Origin of the sequence: Cobetia sp. 14N.309.X.WAT.E.A4, assembly GCF_030397495.1 — a bacterium.
In the GTDB taxonomy this organism is placed as follows: Bacteria; Pseudomonadota; Gammaproteobacteria; order Pseudomonadales; family Halomonadaceae; genus Cobetia; species Cobetia marina.
Genome location: NZ_JAPNXT010000003.1, coordinates 1 through 16,044, shown reverse-complemented (window position 1 = coordinate 16,044; position 16,044 = coordinate 1). Strand labels below are relative to the sequence as shown.

Annotated in this window: 14 protein-coding genes; 13 read left to right on the top strand and 1 reads right to left on the bottom strand. The window is 62.3% G+C overall.

The features are described 5' to 3' along the window. Positions 1-24: 24 nt before the first annotated feature. Positions 25-912, bottom strand: coding sequence for a formate dehydrogenase accessory sulfurtransferase FdhD (locus OW493_RS05345; RefSeq protein WP_289863695.1), 888 nt, complete (start codon positions 910-912; stop codon positions 25-27). 347 nt (positions 913-1,259) lie between these two features. On the opposite strand from OW493_RS05345, the gene OW493_RS05340 reads away from it, so the two are divergent. The 13 genes from OW493_RS05340 to OW493_RS05280 form a co-directional block, all read left to right on the top strand. Then, positions 1,260-1,832, top strand: a complete 573-nt coding sequence (locus OW493_RS05340) for a DUF3305 domain-containing protein (RefSeq protein WP_289863491.1) — start codon at positions 1,260-1,262, stop codon at positions 1,830-1,832. Further along, the gene (locus OW493_RS05335; protein WP_289863490.1) at positions 1,829-2,692 is read left to right on the top strand and encodes a DUF3306 domain-containing protein; all 864 of its coding nucleotides are present in this window, start codon (positions 1,829-1,831) and stop codon (positions 2,690-2,692) included. The genes OW493_RS05340 and OW493_RS05335 overlap by 4 nt, the downstream gene beginning before the upstream one ends. Before the next feature lie 439 nt (positions 2,693-3,131). After that, positions 3,132-5,033 (top strand): 4Fe-4S dicluster domain-containing protein, encoded by a 1,902-nt coding sequence (locus OW493_RS05330; protein WP_289863489.1) that lies wholly within the window; start codon positions 3,132-3,134, stop codon positions 5,031-5,033. 28 nt (positions 5,034-5,061) lie between these two features. Beyond that, positions 5,062-5,751 (top strand): molecular chaperone TorD family protein, encoded by a 690-nt coding sequence (locus OW493_RS05325; protein WP_176493876.1) that lies wholly within the window; start codon positions 5,062-5,064, stop codon positions 5,749-5,751. Between the two features lie 188 nt (positions 5,752-5,939). Beyond that, the gene (locus OW493_RS05320) at positions 5,940-6,170 is read left to right on the top strand and encodes a hypothetical protein (RefSeq protein WP_077376618.1); all 231 of its coding nucleotides are present in this window, start codon (positions 5,940-5,942) and stop codon (positions 6,168-6,170) included. Positions 6,171-6,449: 279 nt separating this feature from the next. Continuing rightward, the gene (locus OW493_RS05315) at positions 6,450-9,296 is read left to right on the top strand and encodes a molybdopterin-dependent oxidoreductase (protein WP_077376621.1); all 2,847 of its coding nucleotides are present in this window, start codon (positions 6,450-6,452) and stop codon (positions 9,294-9,296) included. A gap of 127 nt (positions 9,297-9,423) precedes the next feature. Next, on the top strand, positions 9,424-10,083 hold the full coding sequence (fdh3B, locus tag OW493_RS05310; RefSeq protein WP_084208727.1) for a formate dehydrogenase FDH3 subunit beta: 660 nt from the start codon (positions 9,424-9,426) through the stop codon (positions 10,081-10,083). Positions 10,084-10,134: 51 nt separating this feature from the next. Then, positions 10,135-11,139 carry a formate dehydrogenase subunit gamma gene (locus OW493_RS05305; RefSeq protein ID WP_240499745.1) on the top strand — a complete coding sequence of 335 codons (1,005 nt, stop codon included), beginning with the start codon at positions 10,135-10,137 and terminating at the stop codon, positions 11,137-11,139. 222 nt (positions 11,140-11,361) lie between these two features. Continuing rightward, complete coding sequence (locus OW493_RS05300; protein ID WP_289863479.1) at positions 11,362-11,706, top strand: DUF1244 domain-containing protein; 345 nt, start codon at positions 11,362-11,364, stop codon at positions 11,704-11,706. Positions 11,707-11,708: 2 nt separating this feature from the next. Continuing rightward, the gene (gene moaB, locus OW493_RS05295; RefSeq protein ID WP_136937849.1) at positions 11,709-12,239 is read left to right on the top strand and encodes a molybdenum cofactor biosynthesis protein B; all 531 of its coding nucleotides are present in this window, start codon (positions 11,709-11,711) and stop codon (positions 12,237-12,239) included. Further along, on the top strand, positions 12,229-13,548 hold the full coding sequence (gene glp, locus OW493_RS05290) for a gephyrin-like molybdotransferase Glp (RefSeq protein WP_289863478.1): 1,320 nt from the start codon (positions 12,229-12,231) through the stop codon (positions 13,546-13,548). Before moaB ends, glp begins: the two co-directional genes overlap by 11 nt. A gap of 192 nt (positions 13,549-13,740) precedes the next feature. Beyond that, entirely contained in the window at positions 13,741-14,535 is a 795-nt protein-coding gene (locus tag OW493_RS05285) for a carbonic anhydrase family protein (RefSeq protein ID WP_284728637.1), read from the top strand. Positions 14,536-15,020: 485 nt separating this feature from the next. Then, on the top strand, positions 15,021-16,044 hold a 1,024-nt coding region (locus tag OW493_RS05280), incomplete at its 3' end, for an Ig-like domain-containing protein (protein WP_289863474.1).

The following is a 16,044-nucleotide window of genomic DNA, read 5'->3' as shown; positions in this document are numbered from 1 at the left end:
TCGCATCCCCGGAAACAGGCTGATTCATTGCTCGCCCCCCGGGCGAGACTTGCCAGCTTCACGAAGATGATCACCGGCACGCAGCGGAGGGATGGCGTCCAGTATCATCCGACCGGCAGGGTCCACCACCTGGAAGTGGCTGCCCTTGGCACGTGCGATCAACAGCACCCCGAAGCGTCTGGCCAGCTCAACGCCCTTCTGGGTCACCCCGGAGCGTGAGACCAGCACCGAAATGCCCGCCTGCGCCACCTTGAGCACCATCTCCGAGGTCAGACGCCCCGTGGTATAGAAGATATTGGCACCCCGGTAATCCGTCTCGTCCTCGCGCACAGGTGAAAGCCAGTTCAGGCCTGCCAGGGTATCGACGGCATTGTGGCGACCGACATCCTCGATGAATGCCAGCACCTCATCATCCCGACACAGCGCACAGCCATGTACCGCCCCCGCCTTGCGGTAGGTGGCATTGTGGGCCGCGAGAGATGCCAGCAGCTGATACAGCACACTCTGCTGAAAGGGGCGATCATCAAGCGCCTCCAGCGTCTGACGCTCCAGCAGATTGCCAAAGACGGTTCCCTGGCCGCAGCCGGTAGTGACGGTACGCTTGCTCAGTCGCTGCTCGATATCCTTCGGTAGATGGCGCGTCACCACCGAGGCGCTTTCCACCTCCCAGTCCACTTGCAGCGCCTCCAGGTCTTCGATATCTCCCAACAGGCCCTGATTGCGCAGATAGCCCGCCACCAGCGCCTCAGGCTCGGCCCCCAGCGTCATCAGAGTGACGATCTCACGCTTGTTGAGGTAGATCGTCAGCGCGCGCTCGGCGGCGATCGACTGCGTCTGGCGCTGGCCTCGCTCATCCATCACGACGATATCCAGCGTGGTGGGCAATCGAGCATTGCTGATGACCGGAGGCATGGAGGTTTTCATGGCGTCGGGGTCTCCCTCTTCGAGCCGAATTGATGCCGGAGGGTGCCGCCACACGGCGAACCTGCCATGCAGGTTGCGGCATGCGTCGTCACCCAGCGCTCAAAGAATACCAGTCAGGCCGAGAGGCTGTCCTGATCCGGCAGCCATTGCGATCTCGCGTCATGCAATTCTCGACGCATGCGGCACGCTTCTTGCTAAAACCGGTAGAGCGTCGCATGTTCGTGAACGTACGAGCCACGGCGCTGATGACAGACTCGCCTTGGACCCGATACGCCGCCGACCACGACTCGGGTCACCCCCTGAACCACTTCCAGAACGCCCTCAAGAGATACGCCATGACCCAGCCACCCGACCCGTTGATGGACACGGCACTCGACGCCTCACGCGAGTCATCACGACCTGACGACACTCGCTGGCTGACCGTGACACTGGCCCCCTCGCAGCAGACTCTCGGCCGCTTCACTCTCGACACCTGGGTGATTTCCCGGATCGCGCCCGCGGATCACGGCGAGACCACGCCCCGGACGCCTGAACAGGCGGCGCAACCGGAGCCTCAACGCACTCTGCCCCTGCAGCTGCATCTCACCGAGCGCACCGACTATCGTTACAACCTGCGTTGCGAACAGCCGCGCCTGTTCGTCTTGTGTGAAGAGCGTGAAGCGGATGGCATGCAGCCAAGGGTCGTCACCGCCTGCCAGGAGGTGGCCTCGCATTGGCTGGATGGCGACCAGCTGGTACTGGATACCCCGATGCCTCCTGCCCTGATGGTCTGGCTGGAGGGCTATCTCGCCCGGCATGGTGAGCGCATCGATGAAGGCAAGAAGAAGAAGCGCAAGGGGGCGGGGCGCGCCAGTCAGACCGACACCGTGCGCCCGGACGCTGATGCTGCCAACAAGGAAGGGCCATGAGTCACTCCGACGACCGCGACAATACCTCGCAAGGCCTGTTGTCCCGCTGGTCACGCCGCAAGCAGCGCGCCGAAGCCTCACGGACGACCACGGACTCCCCCGATGCCGTCGCTGGGCTGGCGACGGTCGCTCGGCCCTCCACGGCCAATGACACCGCACCCACTGAGACCGCACCCACGGAAACAGAGGCCTGCGAGGCATCGGACGAGCCAAGCCATGCTCTGCACAGTGAGCGGCATGGCGAAGCGTCCGCTGAAGGCGGCAGTGAGACGACCGACGCCGAGGCCCTTGCACAGGAGGCAGATGAGTCCCCTCCCGTCGTGGAGCTGCCAGACCCCGACACCCTGCTGCCGGATGCGGATATCAGTGCCTACATGCAGGCAGGAGTGGACCCGGCGCTGCGACAACGCGCCCTGCGCCGCATCTTCATGGGAGGCGAGCACTCCCTGCGCGATGGCCTGGACGATTACGATCAGGATTTCTCCCAGATGCGTCCGCTCGCCGCAGGTGTGGCCGAGACACTGAGACGTTGGACCCGCGATGTCGAAGAGGGACTCGAGAACCTGGAAGATGACGAGGCTGCGTGCGCAGCCACCAGCAACGGCTCGGAAGATCAGCCGCAGGGTGAGGCGCTGGAGGCTGCACCCTCAACGGATGAGCAAGGCCTCGACTCACTGGATGAGACATCATCGGATCACGGCCCACAGACCCATCGAGAACCCGCGCAGGACAAGCACACGGATACTGATGCTGCCCTTGCGCATGACACGCATGCACGGCAAGGCGTATGGGACCAGACCGATGGCGTCACGGCTGACGGACATGGGCCCACCCACAGATCGCCCCAACCACCAGAATGACACGCCTGCCTCAGACACTGAGACATTATGACCCAGCGCGAGCTCCGTTTTCGGCATGCGGGGTCATTCCCTTGCCTCTCACATGACTTCCACTCCCATGCGAGAGGCGCACTGCCTGCAAGAATCCGCTCAGCAGAGGCAGGTATCGTCTAGCAGGAGAACGGCACTGCCTCCCGATACCTGACCGACTACGCCCGATGCTCATCGCTGGCCCTTCAGTCCCTGACTATGCTGAAGCCAGTCGCAATGATGCCGCCATGCGGATCATCCGGATGACATCAGGCGCAAGACGTTGCTGGAAGCCCATGCACTTCCTTGAATGACCTTCGACCGCTGACCGGGCGCGAGCCTCGAGAATCAGCGGCGATCAGGAACCGTCCACCGCGCCACCTGACAGGCGCGCAAGGGCGGAGCCGCCACGACCGAAATAAGGATGAGGATGCTCAGTTCAAGTCTCGAGAACGCCCAGCGCGCGCTCAACCAGCAAGCACGCCAACGCGCCCTGGCGGCAGTGCTCGGAGCCTCCCCCGCTTCCAGCCTGCCACTGCTGGCCAGTGATGCCGGCAGCGCCCCGATCCGCTATCGCAGCCAGGGCCTCACACTGCTGATCGGCAGCGAAGCGCGCCTGCGTGCCCTGTCCAGCCTGATGCTGGCACTGCCCGCCACTCACTCCCTGTCACTGTCTCTGCTGATCAGCGAGCAGGACAACAGCGCACTGGTATCCCTCGACGAGCGGCATATCACGACGAGCGAAGCACTGCCCTCCCATGCCAGCACCCGCGAGGCGCTCTCGCTGAGCGGCCATCTTGGCCATTTCACGCTGCTGGCTGGCGGGGTCAATCTGGCGCGCGCACTGCTGTCCACAGGTGCCCGACAGGTCGAGACCTTCGACCTGATCGCCGATCTGGGTCACCAGCCCCTCAATCAGGCGGAACTTCCGCCGCCGGGCTATCTGCGTGCAGAGGATACGGTGCTGGGCGAGCTGGATCGTCTCGCAAGCGACGCCAGCCTTGTCGAGAGCGGCGATCAGATCACGAACCTGACCCATTGGGCGACAGAATTCGCCGGTCTGGTCGGCAGCTTCGACAAGCCCAATTATGTCAACGTCAATCTCGACATCTGTGCTCATTCAAGTGCGGGCAGCATCGGGTGTACACGTTGTCTTTCCTCCTGCAGCGCCGATGCCATCTTCTCCGTGGCGGGACGCCGCAACGCGCATATCGAGATCGACCCGTACCTCTGCCATGGTGCCGCCAGTTGCGTGAGTGCCTGCCCGACCGGCGCGCTGAGCTTTACCCAGCCGCCACTCGAACAGCGTCTCGAACAGATCCAGCGTCTGCTTGAGCGCTATCAGGATGCAGGGGGCACGCAGCCGATACTGCGCTACCGCCTCGAGTCTGCCAGTGACCGCCACTCGCCGTTGGCACCTGAGGATCAGGAACGCTGCCTGGACATTGCACTGGATGAAATCAGCGCCACCGGGCACGACGAGTGGCTGGCCGCGCTGGCGCTGGGCGCCACCCAGGTCATCGTCGAACTGCCTCGGACACTGCCTGCCGGTCAGCACCAGCAACTCGAGCAGGAACAGCGTCTGTGCAATGCGTTGCTGGAAAGCATGCAACTGGCCACGGACACCCAGGGCTCCCCCCGTCTCGTGCTGATCACCGAGTCCGCCGTGCCGGCCTCGCCCATGACGCTCGTCAGTCCGCTCTGCATCGCGCTGGCGCCCGGTGCCGATCGCGAAGAAGACGGCCAGCCGGGCCTGCCGATCGCGCGTGACTGGCTGTTGGGTCAACCGGATGCCCGACCCGGCAAGCGTGAGCGCCTGAATCGTGTACTGGATCACCTGGCCACGCTGGCCGCCGCTGACCTGGCGCAGACCGCCGTCGAGGTACCTGCCGGTGCGCCCTTCGGCGCGATTCAGGTCGAAAGCGACGGCTGCACCCTTTGTCAGGCCTGCGTCGCGGTCTGCCCGACCAGCGCACTGTCCGCCAACCGCACCTCTCCGGCACTGTCCTTCACCGAGGGAGATTGCGTGCAATGTGGCCTGTGCGAGCAGTCATGCCCCGAGAGCGTCATCACTCTGACGCCGGGCTTTTCCGCACAACCAGAGGTGCGCCGTGAACCGCGCCTGCTCAAGCAGGACACGCCGTTCCCCTGCATCAGCTGCGGCACCCCGTTCGGCTCCACCGCCACCATCACGGCGATGCAGACCAAGCTGGCCTCCCACGCCTATTTCCAGGGTGACGGTGCGCTGCGCCTCAAGATGTGCAGCGATTGCCGCGTGAAGGATATCTGGCACGAAATGGCCCGCAATCCCGATGCTCAACTCAAGGTCTGAGTCCATGCCTTCAAGTGATGACACTGATATGACACCTGATGATGGATCGTTGATCAGCCACAGTGCCGAGCAACAGGCACTGCGGGCCGATCTCTACCGCCTGCTGGCTCGCCTGCTGCGGGCAGCGCCCGATCAGCCACTCATCGACTTCCTGGCGGCGCTGGAGCCTGAGGCCATCACCATGCCCGGCGCGGATCAGCAGCAACTGCCCAGGGCGCTGGCCTCGCTGTCTCTCTCGGCGCGGGTCAGTGACCCTCGACGACTGGAGGATGAGTATTTCCAGGCACTGGTCGGGGTCGTGCAGGGCGAAGTGGTGCCGTATGCCAGCTGGTACCTGACCGGCTCATTGATGGAAATGCCGCTGGTGGCACTGCGCCATGACCTCAAGCGCCTCGGTTTCGAGCGCGAAGCCGACGTTCGCGAGCCGGAGGACCACCTGGGGGCTCTGTGCGAGGTCATGGCCATGCTGATCGAGGAGCTGCCCGGCGAACAGGTCAACTTCTTCCGTCAGCATCTGGCGAACTGGGGTGAGCGTTGCTGTGCCGACCTTGCGCGCCGCAAGAGTCCTTTCTATGCCGCGGTTGGCTATCTTGGCCAGGCATTTCTGGCAGCCGAACGACGCAATCTCGGAGAGGCTCCCCAACCGACAGCCTCATTGGCGGACGTCGCAAGCCAAGACACCACTGGCTGGCAAGGCATACAACTTCCCCAATCGTGAGACCGACAGACACGCGCCGGACAGCACCCACAGCCCCGGCACACGCCATGGCCAGTGCTGGGGCTGATGCAAGACCCTGATGCAAGACCCTGATGCAAGACCTGAAGCAAGACCGTGAGACACCCTTCAAGCGACAACGGATTCAGCGACGTTCGCCTTGAACATGACATGTCAGACAGGAGATCAGCATGAAGACTGATGACAACACGCAAGGCCAGGAACTGGCCCGTCAGGGCCGCCGCAAGTTCCTGAGGGTACTGGGAGCCAGCACCGTCGGGGCGGCAGCCGCTGGAACGCTGGCCGGGGCCGTCATCCCGGATCAGGCCGCGCCACAGGACGGCAAGACAGCAGACAGAGTGACCGACAACTATCGCGAGACGGATCACGTGAAAGCGTTCTACGCCACTCTGCGAGATTGACCTTCTGTCGGTCACGTCTCCACAGGGGAATCTGCCAGTGGCAACGCCGCCACTGCCAGATCCTCCGGGAGAGTACAGACTCGCCTGACGGCGTGACCGATCAGAGACACAAAGGGCAGCGTGGAGTTCACTCCAGCCGCCATTGACAGCGACAAGACGGCACAGGGGCTTGCTGGCGAATGCCAGAAGAGCCACCTGAAGAACCGCCACTCCCGACACGGCCATCTGACCCGCCCAAGCGGTGCATGTCGTGTATCGGGTGATGAGGAGAAAGATGTCATGCGACTGACCCCCACCCCCTCCAGCACGGAGAGTACGGGACTCGGCATCAACCGCCGCCAGTTCCTGAAGCGCAGCGGTGTTGCGACCGGCGGCCTTGCCGCGGCCAGCTTCATGGCCACCCCGATGATGAAGCGTGCCGAGGCCAAGACGGAAGTCTCTCAGGCACCTGTCGAGACCAAGCGCACGATCTGTTCCCACTGCTCCGTGGGCTGTGGCGTCTATGCCGAAGTCCAGGAAGGCGTCTGGACCAAGCAGGAACCCGCCTTCGATCACCCCTTCAACCGCGGCGCGCATTGTGCCAAGGGCGCCTCGCTGCGTGAGCATGGTCACTCTGATCGTCGTCTGAAGTATCCGATGAAGCTCGAAGGCGGCAAGTGGAAGAAGCTGTCCTGGGAGCAGGCCATCGAGGAAGTCGGCAACAAGGTACTGGAGCTGACCGAGCAGCATGGCCCGGACAGCATCTACTGGCTCGGCTCGGCCAAGTTCAGCAATGAACAGGCCTACCTGATGCGCAAGTTCGCAGCGCTGTTCGGCACCAACAATGTCGATCACCAGGCGCGTATCTGCCACTCCACCACCGTCGCCGGCGTCGCCAACACCTGGGGCTATGGCGCGATGACCAACTCGTTCAACGACATGCACAATTGTCGTTCGATCCTGTTCATCGGCTCCAACCCCTCCGAAGCCCATCCGGTGGCGATGCAACACATCCTGCTGGCCAAGGAGCGCTCCAACGCCGAGATCATCGTCGTCGATCCGCGCTTCACCCGCACGGCAGCGAAAGCCAACAAGTACGTTCGCCTGCGTCCGGGCACCGATGTTGCCTACATCTGGGGACTGCTGTGGCACATCTTCGAGAACGGCTGGGAAGATGAGGCCTACATCCAGCAGCGCGTCTACGGCATGGACGAGGTACGCGCGGAAGTCGCCAACTTCCCGCCGGACGTGGTCGAGCGCATCACCGGTGTCGGTGAAGCCGACATGCTCGACGTCGCACGTCGACTGTCCCAGAACCGTCCGGGAAGTGTCGTGTGGTGCATGGGTGGCACGCAGCACACGACCGGCAACAACAATACCCGCGCCTACTGCATTCTGGAGCTGGCACTGGGCAACATCGGCAAGTCCGGTGGCGGCGCCAACATCTTCCGGGGTCACGACAACGTTCAGGGCGCCACGGATCTGGGCCTGATGTCCCACTCCCTGCCAGGTTACTACGGCCTCTCCGAAGGGGCGTGGAAGCATTGGGCCAAGGTATGGAACGTCGACTTCGACTGGATCCAGAACCGCTACGACCAGACCGAATACCACGACGGCAAGCCGATGCACACCAACGGCATCACCGTCTCGCGCTGGGTCGATGGCGTGCTCGAGGACCCGGATCGCATCTCCCAGCGCACCGCGCTCAAGGCGATGTTCTACTGGGGCCATGCCGTCAACTCCCAGACCCGCGGGCCCGAGATGAAGAAGGCCATGGCCAAGCTGGACATGATGGTGGTGGTCGACCCCTACCCGACCATCGCCGCCGTCATGCACGACCGCACCGATGGCGTCTACCTGTTGCCGGCCGCGACCCAGTTCGAGACCACCGGCAGCGTGACCAACTCCAGTCGCTCGCTGCAGTGGCGTGACCAGGTCATCGAACCGATGTTCGATTCCAAGCCGGATCACGAGATCATGTACCTGCTGTCCCGCAAGCTGGGCTTTGCCGACGAGCTGTTCCGCAACATCAAGGTCGAGGGCAGCGTGCCGGTGGTCGAGGACATCACCCGCGAATTCAATGCCGGGATGTGGACCGTTGGCTATACCGCCCAGAGTCCCGAGCGCCTGAAGGCACATCAGAAGAACTGGCATACCTTCGACTTCGAGACACTCAAGGCACGGGGTGGTCCGGCAAATGGCGACTTCTACGGTCTGCCATGGCCGTGCTGGGGAACGCCGGAGATGGGCCATCCGGGCTCGCCCATCCTGTATGACACCTCCAAGACGGTGGCCGAAGGCGGTGGCAACTTCCGCGCCCGTTACGGCGTGGAACACAACGGCACCAATATCCTGGCCGAGGGCTCCTGGTCAAAGGGCGCCGAGATCGAGGATGGCTATCCGGAGTTCACCGACAAGCTGCTCAAGCAGCTGGGCTGGTGGGACGACCTGACGGCCGAGGAAAAGCAGGCGGCGGAAGGCAAGAACTGGAAGACCGATCTTTCCGGTGGCATCCAGCGCGTGTGCATCAAGCATGGCTGCATGCCGTACGGCAACGCCAAGGCACGTGCCCTGGTGTGGACCTTCCCGGACCCGATCCCCAAGCACCGCGAGCCGCTGTATACCGCGCGCCGTGACCTGGTGAAGGACTATCCGACCTGGCCGGATTCGGAGTCCATCTATCGCTTGCCGACGCTCTACGCCTCCATTCAGGAGAAGGACGTCAGCGCCAAATACCCGATCACCCTGACCTCGGGCCGCCTGGTGGAATACGAAGGGGGGGGCGAAGAGACACGCTCCATCCCATGGCTGGCCGAGCTGCAGCAGGAGATGTTCGTCGAGATCAATCCGGCGCTGGCCAATGACCAGGGCATCAAGGATGGCGACATGGTATGGGTCGAGGGTGCTGAAGGCGGCCGCGTGAAGGTCAAGGCGCTGGTCACCGAGCGAGTCGGGCCGGACGTGGTCTTCATGCCCTTCCACTTCGGGGGCCACTACGAGGGCGAGTCCCTGGAGTCACGCTACCCGGAAGGCACGGTGCCCTACGTGCTGGGTGAGTCCGCCAACACCGCGACGACCTATGGCTATGACCCCGTGACCCTGATGCAGGAAACCAAGGTCACGCTGTGCCGAGTCAGCCTCGCCTGAAGCGCGTCCCGACCCTGACTGTCGATCGCGTAAACGCCGAATCATCGAGCCAATCATATGTCGATGATCAGAAATATCCGGCCTGTCGTCTGAGCCACTCGACGACGGGCCGTGAAGGAGAAGCAAGATGGCCCAGATGAAATTCCTGTGTGATGCAGAGCGCTGCATCGAGTGCAATGGCTGCGTGACGGCCTGCAAGAACGCCAACGAGACGGAATGGGGCATTCAGCGTCGCCGTGTCGTGACCCTGGATGACGGCAAGCCGAGCGAAGTCTCCATCTCGGTGGCCTGCATGCACTGTGACGACGCGCCCTGCATGGCGGTCTGCCCCACCGACTGCTTCTACAAGACCGATGACGGCATCGTCCTGCACGACAAGGATATCTGCATCGGTTGCGGGTACTGCCTGTATGCCTGCCCGTTCGGCGCACCACAGTTCCCGCAGCAAGGTGCCTTCGGCGAGCGCGGCAAGATGGACAAGTGCACCTTCTGTGCCGGCGGCCCGGCCGAGAGCCCGGAAGAAGAGTTCGAGAAGTACGGTGCCAACCGCATCAGCGAAGGCAAGCTGCCGCTGTGTGCCGAGATGTGCTCCACCAAGGCCCTGCTGGCCGGTGACGCCGAGACCGTCTCCGACATCTTCCGTCAGCGCGTGGTCTATCGTGGCCATGAAGACGGCGCCTGGTCGCCGGTCGACAAGGCCAGCCACCCGGAAACCTCGGCCAACCTGACCACCAGCAGCGTTCAGCAGGCGGATCACCTGGCCTACGACGCAGCCCGCAAGGGGTAAGGAGGCGACATGCGCGCGCACTTCACAGCTTCACGGTTGACCGTCGTCGCCATGTTCCTGTGTCTGATGCTGGCCAGCCTCTGGCTGGCCCCTCAGGCGCTGGCCGCGAATCCTGACGGCGAGATCGGTCAGGCGGTCGGCACGGTGAATGCCGACACCTGGCGTCAGGTGAAAGATGGGGAAAATTCCATCGACAGTCGCCATGACTCCAACTACAGCCTGATCAACCAGAGCGGCGAGACCTGGCGTCAGATCCGCAACCGCTGGATCTCACCGGGTGGCCTGATCGCTCTGGGCGGTATGCTGGCCGTGCTGGCGATCTTCTATCTGCTGGTGGGGCGCAACGATCTGGACCACCCCCGCTCAGGCAAGTTGATGCTGCGCTGGACGGCACTGGAACGTGCCATGCACTGGACACTGGCCACACTGTTCCTCACGCTGGCCATCACCGGCATCAATCTGTTGTGGGGCAAGTTCGTGTTCCGCAATGTCTTCGGGGATGTGTTCTGGGCCAACATGATCATGGCGACCAAGGTGATCCACAACTATGTGGGGCCGTTGTTCTCGATCATGCTGATTCTGGTGCTGGCCAAGTGGCTGAAGCTCAACCTTCCCAAGAAGCATGACCTTGAGTGGTTCCGCCAGGGTGGCGGCATGATGAAGGGCAAGCACCCGGATGCCGGCTTCGCCAATGGCGGGGAAAAGGCCTGGTACTGGATTCTGGCGACAGTCGGCCTGGTGGTGATTGCCAGCGGGCTGGTGCTCGACTTCCCGATATTCGGTCAGACCCGTGACAACATGCAGTGGGCCAATGTCTTCCACGGCGTTGCCTCATTGATGCTGATCGCGGTGTCCTTCGGCCACATCTACATCGGTACCGCCGGCACGGAAGGTGCCTTCGAGGGCATGAAGACCGGTTACGTCGATGAAACCTGGGCCAAGCAACACCACAATCTGTGGTATGACGAGGTCAAGCAGGCCGAGGCGGCGGACCCGGCATCAGACCCCGCCACGGCACCTGACGACAGCCTGGCGCGTCAGCAACGCCCGAATTAGTCCGAGGCCAGACATCCGCTGGATGAGTGATGATTCGCCCGGTCAGGTTCGCCTGCCGGGCGTTTTGCATTGATATCGCCTCTCCCTGCCCGTCGCCCGGCCTCTCGCACCGGTTCACAGCCCTGCATTAGTTGCGTAAAGTTTCAGGTATCTGGCCTGGTCTCACCAGGCCCCCTCTACCATGAAGGCCTGCGCCATGCCGCGCCTTCTCAGGAGATTTCCATGAGCGACCCGACCCCCCAGACCATCCAGGACCTGAACCAGCTGGACGAGCAGACCCGCACCGAGCTGGAAGCGGCCGCTTTCCGCCGTCTGCTCAAGCACCTGGATGACAACAAGGATGTCCAGAACATCGATCTGATGATCCTCGCCGACTTCTGCCGCAACTGCCTGTCCAAGTGGCTGATGGCCGCCGGCGAGGAACGCGGCGTGAGCTTCGATTATGACGCGGCGCGCGAGCACGTCTACGGCATGCCCTATTCCGAGTGGAAGACACATCACCAGGCCAAGGCGACCCCTGAGCAACTCGCAGCGCTCGAGGCTCGTCAACAAGGCAAGAAGGACTGATCATGAGCGGCAATGACGAACAGATCGGCCTCACCATCGCGGTATTGACCGTCTCCGACACGCGCACCGAGGACACTGATCGCTCCGGTGACGCCCTGGTCGAGAGCCTGACGGCAGCCGGCCATACCCTGCATGAAAAACGTATCGTCCCCGATGACATCTATCAGTTGCGCGCCGTGGTCAGCGAGTGGATCGCGGACCCGGCCGTGCAGGTCATCCTGACCACCGGCGGCACAGGCTTCACCGGACGTGATTCCACACCGGAAGCCATCCGCGTGCTGCTCGACAAGGAAATCCAGGGCTTCGGCGAGCTGTTCCGTCAGCTTTCCCATCAGGAAGTCGGCAGCTCCACGATCCAGAGCCGCTGTCTTGGAGGGCTGGCCAACCGTACCGTGGTGTTCTGCCTACCCGGCTCTACCGGGGCCTGCAGGACAGCCTGGAACGGCATCCTCAAGGAGCAACTGGACAGCCGTCATCGCCCCTGCAACTTCGCCAATCTGGTGATCCCGGAGCGCGGAACCCATGCCCACTGACTCCTGTTCTGCACAAGAGGCATCCCGGACGGGCCAGGTAACGACCGCCTGCGGCTGCGATAGCGTGCCGGTTGGCGCCAAGGGCCTGGCCCCTCTTTCCAGTGCCTTGTCCGCATTGCGCGAATGCTGTCCGGTAATGCCGGTAGAGCAAGTCTCTGTCAGCAAGGCCGCGGGGCGTGTCCTCGCTGAGGACATCTATGCCGAACTGGACGTTCCTCCTGCCGACAACTCACAGATGGATGGCTACTGTGCAAGAGTGGCGGATATCGGTGATGGCGCCTGGCTGCCAATCAGCCAGCGCATCGCGGCAGGCCAGCCCACCTCGCCACTCGCCTCGGCAAGTTGTGCACGGCTGTTCACCGGGGCGGAAATCCCCGAAGGCGCCGACGTTGTGGTCATGCAGGAAGAAGTGACACTGCGTGAGAACGAAAATGGCACCACGGAAGCCTGGCTGCCCGGCCCACGGATTCCCGGCGACAATATCCGCCGACAGGGACGCGACGTCACTCGTGGCACTCGGCTGATCGCCGCCGGCACTCGCCTGGATGCCGCGATGCTGGGCCTGCTCTGTGGTCAAGGGCTCAGCTACGTATCGGTACGACACAAGGTACGCGTTGCCCTGTTCGCGACCGGCGATGAACTGATCGAACCCGGCCAGCCGCTCGTACCGGGGCAGATCTACAACTCCAATCGCGTGATGCTCAGCCAGATGCTCAGCGACTTCGGGGCTGACGTGGTGCTGGCGCCACTCAATGTGGCCGATACCTTCGAGGCCACCCGTGACGCTCTCGCGACAGCGGCAGAACAGGCCGACTTGATCGTCACCTGTGGCGGGGTCAGCGTCGGAGAGGAAGATCACGTCCGCCCTGCCATCGAGGCGCTCGGCAGCCTGGATCTCTGGCGCCTGGCCATCAAACCGGGCAAGCCACTGGCGCTGGGGCGCATCCTCAACACGCAAGGCGACTCGGTGCGTGTGGTGGGGCTACCTGGCAACCCGGTGTCGAGCTGGGTCGGTAGCTGGCTGTTTCTTCGCCCCATACTGGGCGAGATGCTCGAGTGTGACGCACTGCGGACCCTGAGAAGCCTCCGGGTACGCTCCGCCTTCTCGGCCAACACCGCCATCCGTCAGGACCATCTGCGTGTCACGCTGACGCCAGCCGATGATGGCCAGATTGAGGCTCACGCCTTCCCGGACCAGAACTCAGCCGTGCTCTCCTCATGCGTCGGCGCTGAGGCATTGGCCGTGATCCCTCCCCACGCACAGATAAGCCCCGGCGACAGTGTGGAGTGTCTATGGCTGGAGAGTTGAGTGATTTCCGCTACTGACCGGCATCCCCACCTCCTCTGACGCTGGAATGCGACAACCGAGTGACCCTCCAGCGTCATCTTGACCTTCCCTCTGAGTCCGGCACACTGACTGCTTTTATTCGTCAGCGTTCTGGCCTGCCAACCGCAGGCCAGAACGCTGGAATGTTCCGGACTCTTGAGCAAGGACATCTCAATGCCAGCCAATTCCTCGTCGCCTCGTGCGTTGTTGCGCCCACTCACCATGGCTGTGCTGCTTGCCACCGCTTCGTCATCCCTCCCGGCCTTGGCCAATGACAATGAAACGGCACCAGCCCCGGGAACATCCGTCACCGAATGGAGCTACTCGAGTGAGTCGGGCGACAGCGCCAATGGACCGGAACACTGGGGAGACCTCACCCCCGGCTACGCGGAATGCGCCAGTGGTGCCCGGCAATCACCGATCGACATCGACAGTCAGTCACGCCCTCTGGATGAAACAGGGCCGAAGCTCGACTACCACTCGCCGCTGCTCGTCACTCGGGACACGGGGCACACCTTGCAGATCGAAGGGGCCAGCGGAAACACGATGACACTGGATGGCACCCCCTACACTCTGTCACAGGTGCATCTGCATGTGCCCTCGGAACACGCGATCGATGGCAAGCGCGCTGCCATGGAAATCCATCTGGTGCACACCACTCCAGAAGGCAAGTTGGCAGTGCTGGCCGTGTTGGTCGAGGAAGGACATGACAATCTGGCGCTCAGCCGTCTGTTGAGCCGTCTTCCACAGCGAGGACTCTCCGAGACTCTGACAAGCGGACTGTCGGCCAACCTGCTGCTGCCACGCGAGCATGCTGGCTGGCAATACTCCGGCTCGCTGACCACTCCGCCATGTTCTGAACCCGTCACCTGGTTTGTGATGAAATCACCGATCGAAGCCTCTCGGTCACAGATCGATGCCTACCTGGAGTGGCAAGGAGGGGAGAATTCTCGCCCTCTCCAACGCTGACGACACGATTTCCTCTCAAACCATGAAAACGCCACCCGACAGGGTGGCGTTTTTTTGTGAGCTCAGATACACATTTCAAACGTTTAAGCAACGGACATTACTGACCAGCGGGCGCCTACTTATAAGGATATCTTAAAGTAATGCGATTTTTCGCCACAATATTAATCAGTTAGCGCCATTCCATGTACGCATCGATACGAAACCAGAATAATCATACCCAAGGAATGATCCAGATACGTCCTTGCAGCGTTCTTGAAAACACACCCCATACCGCCATGCTACCTAGGTATCAGTGGCGTAGACAGCATTCGACGTGTTGAACAAGAAATCGAGAAACACAAGAAAAACAAATCAAACGATATATAAACGCATACCATTCATGCGACAGTGCTAGAAAAATGAACCCACACATAATACTGTGTTAATCATTGATAATTAATAGAAAGTCGTAAAAGCACACAAGAAGTGCCATTGAGGACAACAATATGCCAGTCAATGCCAAGGTCGCTTCGCACGGTCAACTCGAAAGTCAGGAAGCTATCCTGCGTGAAGTCGATAACATCACCCTCAATGAAGCCTCGGATGTCAGCCTGGATCTCCATCCACGTGACGTAGAAATGATGACCCGCCAGGGGGACAACCTGCTTGTCACTCTCGAGAACGGGGATCTGGTCACGATCGAGAGTTTCTACGCCGACCCCAGCGAACTCAGTCATCTGTATCTTCAGGGTGATGAATTCGCTGGAGAAATATTCCAGGTCGGCCTTGGCGAGGCCGGTGCCAGTGGCGCAGTCCCCTTCACGAGCACTGCGACATTGACCACGGCAGAGTCTGCCCTCGCCACAGCGGCTGCGGGAGCAAGCTCTGTCGGCGCCGGGGCGGAAGCAGCCACCGGCGCAGGGGCTGGCGCCGGCATCAGTACTGCCGGACTGGTGGCAGGCGGTGTTGCAGTAGCCGCCGGCGTTGGGGTTGCCGCAGCCACTTCTGGCGATAGCGCTTCCTCTGATGCGGACACGACAGCGCCCGATGCTCCTCTTCTGAGCGACACCAATGGCATGGTCCTCAGCGGCATCAGCGAGCCCGGTGCCACTATCGAAGTCATCAATGCATCCGGTGAGATCGTGGGCACCGCGACGGCTGATGCCGATGGCAACTTTGTCGTTGAGCTGGATCCGCTGCAGGAGCCAGGCACCGAACTGAGCGCCACTGCTACCGATGCCGCTGGCAATGAGAGCGCAGCCTCTGCCACATTGACCGTGCCGGAAGATGCCGACGTCACCGCACCGAACACGCCGACCATCGCCTCTGCCACCGACGACGTGGAAGCCGTCACAGGCGCCCTCGCCTCGGGCGACAGCACCAATGACGCGACCCCGACGCTGACCGGCAGCGCCGAAGCCGGCAGCACCGTCACGATCACCCACAACGATGAAGTGATCGCTACTGTCACGGCAGATACCAATGGCAGCTGGACCTACACCCCGACGACCGCGCTGACCGAGGGCGATC

Excerpts from the sequence above, each read along its gene's own strand:
- OW493_RS05345 (WP_289863695.1), bottom strand. The coding sequence starts at position 912 with ATGCCTCCGGTCATCAGCAATGCTCGATTGCCCACCACGCTGGATATC.
- OW493_RS05340 (WP_289863491.1), top strand. The coding sequence starts at position 1,260 with ATGACCCAGCCACCCGACCCGTTGATGGACACGGCACTCGACGCCTCA.
- OW493_RS05335 (WP_289863490.1), top strand. The coding sequence starts at position 1,829 with ATGAGTCACTCCGACGACCGCGACAATACCTCGCAAGGCCTGTTGTCC.
- OW493_RS05330 (WP_289863489.1), top strand. The coding sequence starts at position 3,132 with ATGCTCAGTTCAAGTCTCGAGAACGCCCAGCGCGCGCTCAACCAGCAA.
- OW493_RS05325 (WP_176493876.1), top strand. The coding sequence starts at position 5,062 with ATGACACCTGATGATGGATCGTTGATCAGCCACAGTGCCGAGCAACAG.
- OW493_RS05320 (WP_077376618.1), top strand. The coding sequence starts at position 5,940 with ATGAAGACTGATGACAACACGCAAGGCCAGGAACTGGCCCGTCAGGGC.
- OW493_RS05315 (WP_077376621.1), top strand. The coding sequence starts at position 6,450 with ATGCGACTGACCCCCACCCCCTCCAGCACGGAGAGTACGGGACTCGGC.
- fdh3B (WP_084208727.1), top strand. The coding sequence starts at position 9,424 with ATGGCCCAGATGAAATTCCTGTGTGATGCAGAGCGCTGCATCGAGTGC.
- OW493_RS05305 (WP_240499745.1), top strand. The coding sequence starts at position 10,135 with ATGTTCCTGTGTCTGATGCTGGCCAGCCTCTGGCTGGCCCCTCAGGCG.
- OW493_RS05300 (WP_289863479.1), top strand. The coding sequence starts at position 11,362 with ATGAGCGACCCGACCCCCCAGACCATCCAGGACCTGAACCAGCTGGAC.
- moaB (WP_136937849.1), top strand. The coding sequence starts at position 11,709 with ATGAGCGGCAATGACGAACAGATCGGCCTCACCATCGCGGTATTGACC.
- glp (WP_289863478.1), top strand. The coding sequence starts at position 12,229 with ATGCCCACTGACTCCTGTTCTGCACAAGAGGCATCCCGGACGGGCCAG.
- OW493_RS05285 (WP_284728637.1), top strand. The coding sequence starts at position 13,741 with ATGCCAGCCAATTCCTCGTCGCCTCGTGCGTTGTTGCGCCCACTCACC.